Annotated in this window: 10 protein-coding genes; all 10 read right to left on the bottom strand. The window is 46.1% G+C overall.

All coding sequences use genetic code 11. From position 1 onward, the window contains the following. Nucleotides 1–40: 40 nt before the first annotated feature. Complete coding sequence (locus HI950_RS12800) at nucleotides 41–1,228, bottom strand: ABC transporter permease (RefSeq protein WP_169082374.1); 1,188 nt, start codon at nucleotides 1,226–1,228, stop codon at nucleotides 41–43. Then, on the bottom strand, nucleotides 1,225–1,914 hold the full coding sequence (locus tag HI950_RS12795; RefSeq protein WP_169082375.1) for an ABC transporter ATP-binding protein: 690 nt from the start codon (nucleotides 1,912–1,914) through the stop codon (nucleotides 1,225–1,227). The genes HI950_RS12800 and HI950_RS12795 overlap by 4 nt, the downstream gene beginning before the upstream one ends. Beyond that, nucleotides 1,911–2,966, bottom strand: a complete 1,056-nt coding sequence (locus tag HI950_RS12790) for an efflux RND transporter periplasmic adaptor subunit (RefSeq protein ID WP_169082376.1) — start codon at nucleotides 2,964–2,966, stop codon at nucleotides 1,911–1,913. Before HI950_RS12790 ends, HI950_RS12795 begins: the two co-directional genes overlap by 4 nt. A 754-nt stretch (nucleotides 2,967–3,720) precedes the next feature. Next, nucleotides 3,721–4,536 (bottom strand): acyltransferase domain-containing protein, encoded by an 816-nt coding sequence (locus HI950_RS12785; RefSeq protein WP_169082377.1) that lies wholly within the window; start codon nucleotides 4,534–4,536, stop codon nucleotides 3,721–3,723. 168 nt (nucleotides 4,537–4,704) lie between these two features. Beyond that, nucleotides 4,705–6,114: an alpha-L-fucosidase gene (locus HI950_RS12780; RefSeq protein ID WP_169082378.1), complete on the bottom strand. Its 1,410-nt coding sequence runs from the start codon at nucleotides 6,112–6,114 to the stop codon at nucleotides 4,705–4,707. 85 nt (nucleotides 6,115–6,199) lie between these two features. Beyond that, nucleotides 6,200–7,906 (bottom strand): ABC transporter substrate-binding protein, encoded by a 1,707-nt coding sequence (locus HI950_RS12775; RefSeq protein ID WP_169082379.1) that lies wholly within the window; start codon nucleotides 7,904–7,906, stop codon nucleotides 6,200–6,202. A 124-nt stretch (nucleotides 7,907–8,030) separates the two neighbouring features. After that, nucleotides 8,031–8,930, bottom strand: a complete 900-nt coding sequence (locus tag HI950_RS12770) for a carbohydrate ABC transporter permease (protein WP_169082380.1) — start codon at nucleotides 8,928–8,930, stop codon at nucleotides 8,031–8,033. A 52-nt stretch (nucleotides 8,931–8,982) separates the two neighbouring features. After that, nucleotides 8,983–9,876, bottom strand: coding sequence for an ABC transporter permease (locus HI950_RS12765; RefSeq protein ID WP_169082796.1), 894 nt, complete (start codon nucleotides 9,874–9,876; stop codon nucleotides 8,983–8,985). A 315-nt stretch (nucleotides 9,877–10,191) separates the two neighbouring features. Then, entirely contained in the window at nucleotides 10,192–12,429 is a 2,238-nt protein-coding gene (locus HI950_RS12760; RefSeq protein WP_169082381.1) for a helix-turn-helix domain-containing protein, read from the bottom strand. A gap of 455 nt (nucleotides 12,430–12,884) precedes the next feature. Then, nucleotides 12,885–13,751: a phosphosulfolactate synthase gene (comA, locus tag HI950_RS12755; protein ID WP_169082382.1), complete on the bottom strand. Its 867-nt coding sequence runs from the start codon at nucleotides 13,749–13,751 to the stop codon at nucleotides 12,885–12,887. Nucleotides 13,752–13,819: the final 68 nt, after the last annotated feature.

The following is a 13,819-nucleotide window of genomic DNA, read 5'->3' as shown; positions in this document are numbered from 1 at the left end:
TTCCTCCCACGGCCTTTCTACGTTCGATTGTTCGATTAGGTTATTCGTATCTTAGCGCTTCAATCGGCTGCAGCTTGGCGGCCTTATTTGCCGGATAATAGCCAAAGAAAATGCCGACGGTTGCAGAGAAGGCGAATGCCAGCACGATAGCCCAGATGGAAATTACGCTAGGCAGAGCCATGAAGAAAGAAACACCCGCTCCTACTAGTAACCCTAGCAGTGCGCCTGTCATTCCGCCTAGAAAGGAAAGGATGACTGACTCGATTAAAAACTGCAGCTTAATGGCACTCGGGGTCGCCCCGATCGCTTTGCGTATTCCAATCTCGCGCGTTCGCTCCGTTACAGATACGAGCATAATATTCATGATTCCGATTCCGCCTACAAGAAGCGATATTGCGGCGATTGAGCCGATTACAACCTGAAGGATGCCAAAAATGCTGGATACCATATCCTGTGCTTCCTTGCCCGATTGGGAGGTGAAATGCTCCGGTTCAGCATTATGTCTGAGAGCGAGCCATTCCTTCATCTCATCCATCAAATCTTCCATTTGCTCAGGATTTTCCGATACGATGTCTAGTGAGCTAAGATAGCGTCCAGCACTTGAGTTCGGCATCGACTCTAACGGTGCATAAGCGTTATACTGGGTTCCACCCATATCGCCTAAAATACTTTTTTGCGGCTTATATACGCCTACAATTTGGAAGGTTCCTCCCGAAAGCTTTACCTTTCGATTCAATGCTCGTTCAGGAGATCCGTAAACCTTCTCGGCATACTTGCTTTCTACGACGAGCACTTTCTGCTTCGTGCGCTGCTCTTGAGCAGTAAAGAAACGTCCGGTCAACAAATCAATTTTTTGCATCTTTGTTATATCAGATGTCGTACCCAGCAGGTTAATCAGAAGCTTCTCCGTTTCGCGCATCTCCGACATTTGAAAGCTGCTGCTGGTAGAAACAAATTTGACGCCCTTCAGTTTACGAGCCTCGTTCAAATCTCTTAATGTAATGCTAGCATTGGAACTTCCTTCTCCAGCCGTTTTGAAAACAACGAAATAACCGTCACTATAATTGGATAGTTCATTCAAGACAGAGGCTTGACCCGCCTGCCCGATCGATACAACCGTTACAACGGCCATAACGCCAAAGACGATCCCGATCATCGTAAGCAGCGAACGCATTTTGTTGACTCTCAAATTGTCCAGCGCTACCAGGATGCTTTCCCACAAGCTCATGTAGAGGCACTCCCTTTACGCGTTTCTCTCAGCAGCTTCCCATCTCCGAACCAAAGGACACGCTCAGCATGCTCTGCAATTTCCGGCTCATGCGTAACAAGAATGATCGTCGTTCCTTCTTGATGGATATTTTTGAATAGCTGCATGACTTCCTCTGACGACTTGGAATCCAGATTGCCGGTAGGCTCATCAGCTAGCAAAATCGGCGCGTTCATGGTCAATGCGCGTGCAATAGCAACCCGCTGCCGCTGACCGCCAGACAGCTCAGTAGGCTTATGCTTCACTCGTCCGCCGAGTCCTACCTTTTCGAGCAGCTCTAATGCCCTGTCGTTCCGCTTGGCCCGGCTTAATCCGCCGTACATCATCGGAAGCTCAACGTTATGTAAGACCGTTTGTCTGCCCAGCAAATTAAAGCTTTGAAACACAAAGCCGATTTTGCGATTGCGAACGGAGGAGAGGCGCACCTCGTCGAGTGCCTGTACTTCCTCGCCATCCAATATGTATTTGCCTGATGTGGGCACATCCAGACAGCCGATAATATTCATTAAGGTTGATTTTCCAGAGCCAGAAGACCCCATAATAGCGACGAATTCACCGCGTTCGATCGTCAAATTAACAGAAGCTAAAGCCTCTACCTCAAGCGGGCCGTTACGATATACTTTTCGAATGTCTTGAAGAGTAATCATTGGACAACCACCTTGCTGCCGTCTGTAAGCAATTCCACATCTTTAATGACGATCTTATCCCCTAAGGCAGCGCCTGAAACAACCTCGTAATACTCATCATTCTCTTTCCCTGTTTCGATCTGGACTTTTACTGCTTTATTTTGCTCAACCTTGTATATGTATGATTTCCCTTCGCTTTGTACGACAGCTTCCAAGGGAACGACTATCCTTTGCTTATCGGGAATATTTAATTCCACGTTGACATTGTAGCCTGGTCGCAGCTCATCGCTCACTTGCTGCAGCGCTATCGTCGTTGCGACGAAAGCATCCTTATAAGCAGGGTCTGTCACAACGGCAGTTGACGCCATCTTGGATACCTTGCCCTCGTAAACATCTGCAAATGACTCACCGCTAATCGTTACGGGCATGCCGAGCTTTACTTTTCCCGCCTCGATTTCGTTGATGTCAGCAACTACCTGATAAGCTGAGAAATCTGAAGCTTTCAAAATAAGCATGCCTTCACTAATCAACTGCCCGCTGTTCACAGATAATTCCGTGACGGTTCCGTCTGCATTAGCTTTGATTTCATCCTTAACCAGCTTTTTCTCCATCGCGTTGATTTTAATGTTGTGGGTTTTGATTCGAAGATCGTATTGCTCTAAATTCAAGGGCTCATTGATCGCATCTTGATTTTCAATCTGCTGCTGCTGGAATTTCTTGAAGTGCTCTTGTTTTGCAGCCAATCTCTCTGCTTGCGTGATTTCCAAACTAACAAGCTCTTCCGCCAAAGCCTGCGTAACGCTATCCATATTCAACGTAATTAAAACCTGTCCCTTCTTGATTTTGTCTCCTTCCTTCACCTTCAGCTCTTTGATTAGCCCGTTCGTATCCGAATAAAGTGGAGTTGTCTGTTTGGTTTCCAGTTTTCCGCTAACATATATCTCTTCCGCCATTGATTGTTGAGTAACTTCCCCTAATACAACTGTAACAGGTTGATTCATTGCGATGATGGAAAAGCTGCTAATAACACCAATAATGAGAACGATAACAATGACCCAAATCCACTTCTTCACGGCATCCACCTTTTCTTTGTGTAAGTATACCTGTTAATAAATAGGTGTCCTTTCATTCATTCCCAAACCATCAGATTCCAGTTATGTATGCATTTATTCAAAATAATAACACAGAATATGTATTGGTCAACTTGTTTTATTGTAAATTTTTCTATTTATGGAGTCCAAGTCCTAAGCCCTATTTCTAAAGGCCCGCTCCCGATTTGTGCAACTCTGTGCAATGGAGGAGTAAAGACCTTAAATTCGTTTCAGGACTTTTAGGGCTTTATTTTTAACGCTTATTATTATCTGTCAAATGCGGCTGAGGTAATGAAAGGAGCGCCGCATCACTTAATTAAAACCTTAAAAAGACAGCAATTTTTATTAAAACCCGCCTAAAGGAAATCGCAGCTGTGACTATCTGCTTTAATTTAAAAACCGAAACACGGTATCTTTACTGGCATCTGTTACACTATTTCTTCATTTCAGCACACGCCGCTTCTTGTTCTGTTTAAACGATGAAACGACAAAATGAGCTGAATGGATTCACGAAAACTGCAGCAATTTGTAAACCCTTACATTTCGAGCGAATATATGAAAATATAAAATAAACTGAAAATAATAAGATAATCCAAAAGAACTATAAAAAAATGGATATATGAATATAATTTTTTACAAAAAATAAAACAAAAAAAAGCCGAGGTTGGCTCAAAGCCAACCTCAGCTTTTCCATTATATTAACTCTTCGGCATATGTCAGCCTTTGACGGTACCCGTTAAACGCTTCCATTCAGCTTGATTCCGTAACCGCTTCCCAGCTTGCGCCCAGCAGCCAGAAAAGCTTTCGCGCTGCGCTGCAAACGGGTTTGCTCTTCATATTCGGATGGATCGGCGCAAATCCGATTGAATATTCTTTGTTCTGCTTCCCTTGAATCTTCTTCAACCTCATAGATGTAGAAATGGTTTTGAAACTGTAAAATATTTGAGTCAGCGTCCAGGATCTCACTTAACCCCGGATAGAGCAGCCACGAATGACAAATAAAAACAGGAGATATCCCTCTAAAGAAAGCTCTCGCCAATTCAAACGATTTCTGAGCACCTTGTGCGATCAACGGCTCTCCTGACGGAATATGTACATTAAACACGATTTGGTTTTTAACTATTTTTCGCCCTTCAACCTCTATGTCGCGGTCAAAGGCGAAGGGTTGAAATTGCAATCTTCCCAATCGGAACAACCGAAGCTGCACATGCTCCTGCAGCCAGTTATATTCCTCGATCCCGTATTCTCCGAAATCACGCAAGCATTTCAAACACCAGATCTGAATATCCGAGAAAGTATCATAATAGATTTCATCACTGATCCCTCGAATCTGGTACTCCTCATGGGCATCCACCGCAAATCTTACGAATAAATACAGTAGCAGCTGACGGTAGCCTGTCGTTTGCTTTACCGACTCAAAAAAAGAGCATCGATCTGAATAAAAGTGCTTTTTATGCGCCAAATACTCTTCTTCCTCCATAGGGCATGCATAAATTTGCTGCTGAGCAGCAGGGTCAAGCTTAATGCACTCACAAAATCGTTTTAGGTTCAAACGAAAAACCCCTTCCTTCAATTACATCTGCTTCGACATCATGGTTATTACTATAAAGCATAAGGAGATTTATTCCTACGTAATTCAAAGCATATCATTAACTAAAAAAGCTGGTTTCGGATTGTTCATCCAAAATCAGCTTGGAAGCCTTAGCTTATTACGAGTGTTTTATTTTCTCAGTATCCGAAATACATGCGCGATCGGCGCTTTTTCCGCGATGGCGGCCGTTGGCAGCTGAACATAGATGCCGTCAGCCTCGCGTGTCCACTCCAGCTTCCCTTCCATGCCTAGCAGCTCTACCGATTCCAGAGTATCATTAAATGGAATAAATATAGTCTCTGAAATTTCTGATTCCGCCGATGCGTACAGGCAGGAGCAATAGACGGCATGCCCTTTTTGCGTGAAGGCTTGACTGCCTGTATAATATGGCGCGCAAATGCGAGTACCATATATGGCCTCTCCGTTCACTTTCAGCCACGCACCAAGCTCCTTCATGCGCTTGATCGCGCCTTCCGGCAGCCTGCCGTCAGGCTGCGGGGCCACATTTAACGCAAGGTTCCCGCCCTTTGCCACTACCTCGAGCAAAATCTTTACGATTTGGCGAGTCGGTTTATATTGGTCTTCATATCGGAAAGAAAAGGAAGTGCCCATCGTAATGCAGCTTTCCCATGGTATGTTCATTGCCTCGGTTGGAATCGTCTGCTCAGGAGTGACGTAATTTTCATAAGGGCCCCCTACCGTACGGTCTGCCGAAAGCAGCCACGGCTGATGCTCCCTGGCCTTCTCAACGATTTCGCCAAGACGAATGTCCTGTCCGCTTCGGAGCGGCTTTACCCAGCCAGCATCGAGCCAAAGAACATCAATGCGGCCATACTGGGTCAATAATTCGTTAATCTGCTCATGCGTAAACGAAACGAACTTGCTCCACAGCTCAGGATGCTGCTGCGGATCATAGGTAGGTCCGCGCCGGGTATTCGTCAGACTGCGCTCCATATCTGGCGCCCAGTAATAAGGCGTATGCCAGTCTGCTTTCGAGAAATAAGCGGCAATAGCCATTCCTTTGGCCCGAAACGCATCGAATACATGGCGGCATATATCGGCGTTTTTGTTCGTATGAAAGGGAGTCTGCTCGCCGGTGATGCGGTAATCCGTCGTTTTCGTATCCCACATGCAGAAGCCGTCGTGGTGCTTCGTCGTAAAGATCAAATATTTAAACCCGCCCTCTTCGGCCAAGTCTGCCCATACCTCAGGCTGAAAGCGGATCGGATTAAACGTCTTGTTTAAGTCAAAATATTGACGCTTGAACGCTTCCCCATCCTTCTCCCAGTCAATGCCTTCACGGGACCAATCCTGATCCTCATCGCTAAGCGCCCAAGACTCTACAACGCCAAGCTGTGAATACGGTCCCCAGTGCATCATCAGTGCAAGCTTCTGATCCTTGAACCATTCCAGGCGCTCCAGCGTAACCGGGTTGTCGGGACGTATCCACTCGCGCTCGCTGCTGAAATTATGGACGCCTTCATGCAGCTCTTGTTCTTCGTTCTCATCTGGCAGATTATCAGCAATTAATTCACTCATCGTAACAAAGCCTCCTAGAATCGTTATGAATGAGGCCGCTCCACAGAAATGGTCTGTAACCGGAGCGGCCTCGCACTATGCTTTCTTATGGGGTGCTTAATGCCTTCTGATAAATATCGATATATTGACCGAGCTGCAATCCGTCAAAGCCCTTCACATACGCGTCCCATTCCTTGCTGATGTCTTTGGAGCCGGTAATAAACTGAGCCATATTCGACTTCGTATAATCAACGATCGTCGTTTTCAGCTGAGCTGCGATTTCCGCATCCTCTTGCGCGATGAATACGCCGTTAGGATACATTTCTTTGGAATGGAAGGACTCATATTTTTTCGATTCCGTGTTCAATCGTGTTCCATAGCCGCCATCAGCAAGCGGGTCCTGAATCGCCATCCATGAGGAACGGTACTCATACGTGCGCAGAGAAGGCCCGATCTGTTCCCAACCGTCGTTGTGGGTTTGCTTGCTCTCCTGTTGAATATTCGCGTATTTGGCTGGCTTACCGTCGATGTCCAGCTCGCCGTCCGCCGCCTTGCGCCAGCCTTTACCTTCAGGACCATTCTCCTGCAATACAATGGCTTCCTCCGTATACAAATAATCAGCTAATCGAATCGCTGCAATCTGCTGCTCCTCCGTAGCCTTGTTCGTGATCGCAAATTGCGATTTGCTAATGCCGGCGAAGTTGAGCGTCTGTTGGACGCCATTTGGTCCTTTAAGCGGAGGCAGCGTCACATAATCTTTATGCCGAGGCTGCGTTTCCGTCATATTATAGCCATAGCTGATAAGCGCGGTCGTCGCAGCGCCCATGATGTTATCTGGCTCCCGATTCGCCAGCTGCTGGATGGCATCGGCATTTTGCGTGAAAGCTGCCGGGTCGATTAAACCCTCCGCGTACAATTTGTTCAAATATTCAAGCCCTTGTTTCCATTCATCTTTGTTCGCCGCGAAGTCGACCTTGCCATCCTTGACAGATAAGAAGGTGCCAGCGTTCTTCTCGGTATAATCATCCACAATAAAGGCGTTCATCAAGTAAGCGGACACGTTCCCCGCCCACATTTCATCGGAGCCCGTTAGCGGAAGCTCATCCTTCTTTCCGTTGCCATTCGGGTCCTGTTCCTTGAATGCCTTCATAACCAGGTAGAACTCTTCCGTTGTAGTCGGCAGCTGGAGTCCAAGCTTTTCGAGCCACGCCTTGTTGATCCAAAGCTTTAATGCATTATCACAGTGGTAGCATTCATTAATTTGCGGCAGCGCATAAATGTTACCGTCTGGTGACGTAATGGACGACTTCATATAAGGAATATCCTCAAGTGCCTTCTTTATAGTAGGAGCATACTTGTCAATCAAATCATTAAGAGGAAGGAATACGCCTTGCTTCCCGTACTTCATCTGTTCTTCCCTGGTCAGATTCCCATGCAGGATCACTTCTGGATAATCGCCGCTCGCCAGCATCAGCTGCTTGCGGTCTTCAAGGGCGTTGTTTGGGACAAGATCCCATGCAATCTTAATGTTCGTCTTCTCTTCCAAATGCTTCGTAAAAGCATTCGTCTCCATGTTCTCGATCGTTGGAAGCTGAGGGGCAAACATCTTAAGCGTCAGCTGCTTGTTCACAATTGGATACGTGCCCACCTCTGTGAAAACATCCTCTTGCGGTTGATTGGTCGCGGTCTGTCCGCCTTCTGTATTACCATTATTAGGCGCTTCCGAATTGTTGCTGCATGCAGCAACAAAAACGACACAGCTAAGCACGATACACAATAAGATTGCATTAGGTTTTTTCCATCCTTTTCTCATCGAACCGACTCCTCCTTGTTATATCCGTTATACTCCCCGTAACAAGCATTGGCGCTAACTCGTATATGAATGACCGCCCCGGCCCCAAAGGCGACCCATCCCCCCTCCAAAGAATCATTCCTGTTTATCCCTTTAACGAACCGATCATGACACCCTTTACAAAATACTTCTGCACAAACGGATAGATCAGAAGCACCGGACCGCTGGCGACAACAATCAATGAATATTTGAGCAGATCCTTCAGTCCCTGCTGGGCAAGCATTTGATTGGCATTGGAGATCATAGATGCATCTACCGTATTTAGAATAAGCACGTTGCGCAGCACGATCTGTAATGGGAACAGGTCTGGTGAGCGCAGGAAGATAAGGGCATCGAAGTATGCATTCCAATGGCCTACCGCATACATCAGCATCATAACGGCCAATATCGGTTTGGAAAGCGGGAGGACGATGCTGAAAATAAAACGAATATCGCTGCAGCCGTCTAGATCGGCGGCCTCAGAAAGCTCTTCCGGGATGCTCGTCTGGAAAAAGGTTCTCGCTATGATGACCTGGAAAACCGCAAGCGCTCCCGGCAAAATCATCGCCCATCGCGTATCCAGCAAATTCAGGTCCTTCACGACCAAATAATACGGGATAAGCCCTCCTTCAAACATCATCGTTATGACGAGAAGAACCATGAAGAAATTCCGTCCGTAAAAAGTCTTTCTCGCCAGCGGATAAGCAAGCATTACCGTCAGAACTACGTTAATTAACGTGCCGACAACCGTATAATACAAGGAATTCATAAAGCCTGTACCGATCTGCGGATTGTTGAAAACAGCTTTATAGCCGTCTAAAGTAAATTGAATCGGGAATAGCCATACTTTTCCGGAAACGACAGCCTGCGGCGAACTAAATGATGAGCTTACGATGTAAAGCAGCGGCAGAAGCACAATTAATAGGACCATGGTCAGAAACGCATAGATCAAGACCATAAATACGCGGTCTCCGCTTGATTCTCGAATGGATACGCTTTTTGCCATAGGTTCTCCTCTCCGCCCAGATTCGGGCTTGGCAGACTAGAAATGAAGTACATTACCACAAACTATTATTAGACAGCTTTCTTGCCACATAGTTAACGATGACAAGCAAAGCTAGATTAATAACCGAGTTGAAAACGCCGATTGCAGCCGAGAAGCTGAAGCTCGAGCCGAGCAAGCCCACCTTATACACGTAAGTGGAAATGACCTCGGAGGTCGCAAGATTGAGCGGATTTTGCATCAAATATATTTTCTCAAAGCCAAGCTTCATCAGATTGCCCAAATTAAGAATAAGAAGAATAACGGAAACCGGAATCAGGCTTGGAATATCGACATTGATTATTTTTTGGATTCTAGACGCACCGTCGACCTTCGCCGCCTCATACAGCTCGGGATTAACACCCGCTAAAGCTGCGATATAGATAATGGCGCCGTATCCGGTATGCTGCCAAACGTCCGACCAGACATAAATGGATTTGAATAAGGACGGGATGCCCATAAAATTCGTATTTTCCACGCCGAGCATCGAAAACAGCTTGCTCACAATCCCAACGTTTGGGGTCAAGTTGACGATTAATATAGACACCATAATAACCGTCGAAATAAAGTAAGGCGCATACGAGACCAGCTGCACGCTTTTCTTGAACAGGCCATTGCGTACTTCATTGAGAGCAAGCGCTAGAATGATTGGGGCAGGGAACCCGACAAGCAAGCCATAGAGACTAATGCCGAGCGTATTTTTCATATACAGCCAAAAGTTCGGAGACTCGAAAAACTGATTAAAGTATTTCAGTCCGACCCATTCGCTCCCAAAAATGCCTTTAATGACGTTGTAGTCTTTGAATGCGATCATGATGCCAGCCATCGGTACATATTTGAAAATAATGAGGTAAGCAATCGGCAATAGGATGACGAGATACAATTGCCAGTGGCGAGCCATTTTGCGCATAGGTGCATAACGACTCGCTGCTTGCACATGGGGTACTGAGACGGATTGCCATTCGTTATTAAGCTTGGACAAGGGCTTGCCTCCTTTTTAACAGCTTCGATTGTGACCGTGCTTTCATGTGATCATTCTATAATCCGCTCTCCCTGCGGCACAAGATACATTAATTCCATGCTTAACCTTTTTCGCAAACACTGGTGCACAACAAACGGCAGCACCTTATACAGCCGGTGCTGCCGTCATTTTTGGCAACCTTTTTGAAATAAAATGATTAACATTATTCTAGCGCTTAACTATTTTCAACACGTTGATTCGCGATTAGCCGTTTTGCTGCTTTAGCGTCTCTGAACGGTATTCGCCCGGCGAACATCCGATGACCTTCTTAAATACCCGGGTAAACGATATCGCACTTGTGTAGCCGACCTCTTCAGCGATGCTCTGAACCGGCCTGCGCGTCTCGACCAGAAGTCTTTTCGCTTCATTCAAGCGAATATAGATTAAGAAATCGATAAACTTCTGTCCTGTTGTTTCCTTGAACAGCTTGCTCACGTATTTCGCATTTATATTGAATTTCTCGCTTAACAATTCAAGTGACATGTTTGGATTAACGTATTCCTCTTCGATGAAGCGGCGCATTTCCAGGATGATCCCGGCATGCTGGCCGTTATAGCGCATATCTGCGAACGTATCCTCAAGCTCTGTCATGACACCGATTATAGCCTCGCTCATTTTTTCCAAATTGTGGCATTTATCTAATTTATCCGTCAGTATCGGCAGTGCTTCCGTTTCCCATACGACCTGAAATTCCTTGCCGAGACCCGACAATTCACGACCCAAGCTGTAGAGCAAGTAATTGATAACATTCATGATTTCGTCCTTGGTCAGCAAGCCTCGCTTCATTTGGCTGAACAAATCATCCAATTGGCCTCTCCAGCTATTTTCCGATTTGCGGAAGTCATAGACCGCAGAACGAATAATGCCGAGATAGGCATATACTTCTACTTGTCCTTGACTCATCACATCTTCACGCGTAATGAGGCGGTTCTCGCCAAGCACCATCTTGTAGTTAAGTGCCTCCAAGGCTTGATTGAATGATTTGGAGATTTCGGCTAAATGCGAAGCCGGGTCCCCAATGCCTATGCTTATGGTGAATTTCATATTCTGCTCCGTCCATTCACGGATGCTGTCGCATAGCTGAAGGAGCATATTGACCTCAGTCCCGCTACCGCTGCCGAATAAAATAACGCTCAAGCGCGATGAGGCTGTCCATTCAGCCCAGCATTCGCAGCCGAACCGTGAAGACTGCTCATAGGTAATGCTGCGAAGGGCAAACTTCAGCAGATTTTGATCGTTACGCGAATAGCTGCTGCAAAACTCACCGTACTTATCCATCTCCAGGACAATAAGCGAATGGCTCTCCGAGGGCGCAGGAAGCTGCAGCCGTTCCGCTTCGCGCCGCCAATCCGCAAGCGTCAGCTCCGTTCCATCCTCGATAAGCTGATGAAACAGGTTCCGAGTCCGCAAATGGAGATCCTCTTTGTATTGCTGCTGATATTGTCTTGCCTGCTCCGTCAAATTATCAAGGGCGGATTCAATAAAGACAAATTCATTAATTCCTCCTGATCCCGGATTGATTCTTCCTCCAGCAAGAGCAAGCTTGTACCCGCTGAAGCGTGAGACAATTTGTTCCACCGGCTTAGCATTGCGCCTTGATATATAGATCATCCATAAGAGACCAGCGACGATCAATATGAGCCCGATGATAAACCAAGCATTGTAAAGCAAGGATACCGTTTGAATAAATGTGCCTTGTACAAAGCCGCTTATATAAGACCAATTCGAATAGCTCGATTTATAATCGGCATAAATACGCATCGATTCCGCGGGCTCTGCCTGCTTCAGCAAATCGTTGCCCGCTCCATCTTTAATTCGGATAAAGCTGACCTTCGAATCGTATAGCTCATGAACGAGCCGCTGCAAGGAATCCGCAGCCACATTCACAACAATCATTCCTTTTTCATTCGTCATGAACGGGGCGCCTCTCACTAGACTGACAACCTTTTTGCCCTCTAAGACGGTAAACTGCCGGAAGGTCCGAACGTCTGTCCATTTTTGGGATATCGACTTACGGTACTGCTCAATGAAGGCCTTATCCGGATACGTGTCGATATGTCCGTTTGTTGCGTTGCTGAGCACAACCTGATCCTCATATCGAACCAGATAGACGGAGTCGATAAGCGGATAATAGGAGATCATATCGTTCATTTTTTTGACGGCGCTGATGTTGATGTAAGGATCGCCGCCCTCTTTGCTGTTGAAAAAATCGATAAGCGATTTGTTGTTAATGGATTCCTTCATCACCATATTATCAATAGCTCTTAAAGACGTGTCTATAAGCCTCATTGCTTGCAATGACAACATACTGTTCGCATTGATAGCCTCTTTTCGGCCCTGTTCGCTAATCAGCTGAAAAAAAACGAAAAAAGTAAAGGTGACGACGATAATAAATATCGGCATATAGGAAAGAAGAAGCCGGTAAAACCACGATTTGCTCATCACTCGCCCTCACTTCTCTCCGGGATGATTGGCACCATCTGATTCTTGTTCAGCAGCCACCGTTTACCTGAAATTTTAATGCCATACGTGTAACAATACAATACTTTAGCTTCACAAAACGTTTACTTATTTCCCGGGTGATTGTAAAACGAAGAAACCCCGATACCGATTCCGTATCGAGGCATGGCGGTTTGGTATCCAAAGACCAAGAGATAGCATATTTCTGACCGATCAACTGCAGCAGTACATTGCTTTGCTTTGTTTAGTGAATAAGCCTGCTTCCATCTTAGTTCGGGCGTTACCTGAGGTCAATAAACCGTTTTCACCCTCCTTGATCATTTTCACCTGTCCAAAATAACCTAATAGCCTAACTAACTGATGCCGCTATGTACTCAGGTCTATCTAAATAGCAGAGGAAACCCCTTCTATCAGAGGCTTCCTCTGTCTATCATTCATTAAATCATATAAAAAAATTTTTGAGCTTCGCTAGCCTCTACCCCAAACTCGAATGTATCCTGGCGAAGTCCGCGTCTCATCGTCTCGAGAGAAAGGACCTCTCCTGGAGGAATATTGCCCAAATGTACATTTGGACCAAACTCGCGCAGCAGATGCACCTGTTGGTGCTTAAGCGGAGTCTCCCACATCAATCGCTGCGGATCCGGTACAAACTGAAGGATCATATTTATAACATGATCTCGGCATTCACCTTTCTCATCGAATAGGCCGACACCGACTCCCGATTCCCGGGCTTCAACGGTCACAAGCTTTGCGCCTGCCTCCAAATCAATTTCAAGCGTTTGAGCAAGATGCTTCGCATCTATAAGCGATCCTGACAGTTTTTTGCCATACTCCGTAAATACCTGAAGGCCTCGTTTTCCACCTTCCTTTATCAATTCTGTGCGTTTGCGGCGTGAAAGCTCGATCGTGCCGTCGGACACTTCAATTCCGTTGAACCCAAGTTTGCATACAGCATCAAAAAAAGCCGGCACAACCTCTTGCTGCACCGCAGTCTCTAAGAGAGTACCGCCTGGCATAACCGTAATACCGTGCTTTTTAGCAAGATTGATCTTATAAATCAACAGCTCAGAATGATAAAGAGGGGCCGTGCCAAAGCCGAATTTGATGCAATCCATATAGGCCGAGGCAGTTTCAATTAAATCTAAAAATGAGTTTCTGCCGAGGCCTTTATCGATGACCATCGTTTGACCGCGGCCAACGACCTGATTTGCATGGGGATCATCGGATTTTAGTTCATACTCATTACGACGTCCGCTCGGGTCGCATAACTCTCTGGGCCAAACTGTACTTAGAGAACCTTTCATCGGGTATCTCCTCAATTCCTTATGAATTTTAGGCATCGATTGATAAGGTATTCTATGCGTTTTCCCCT

It is taken from the genome of Paenibacillus sp. PL91 (assembly GCF_012935325.2).
Lineage (GTDB): Bacteria > Bacillota > Bacilli > Paenibacillales > Paenibacillaceae > Pristimantibacillus.
This window is presented reverse-complemented; position numbering and strand designations above follow the sequence as displayed.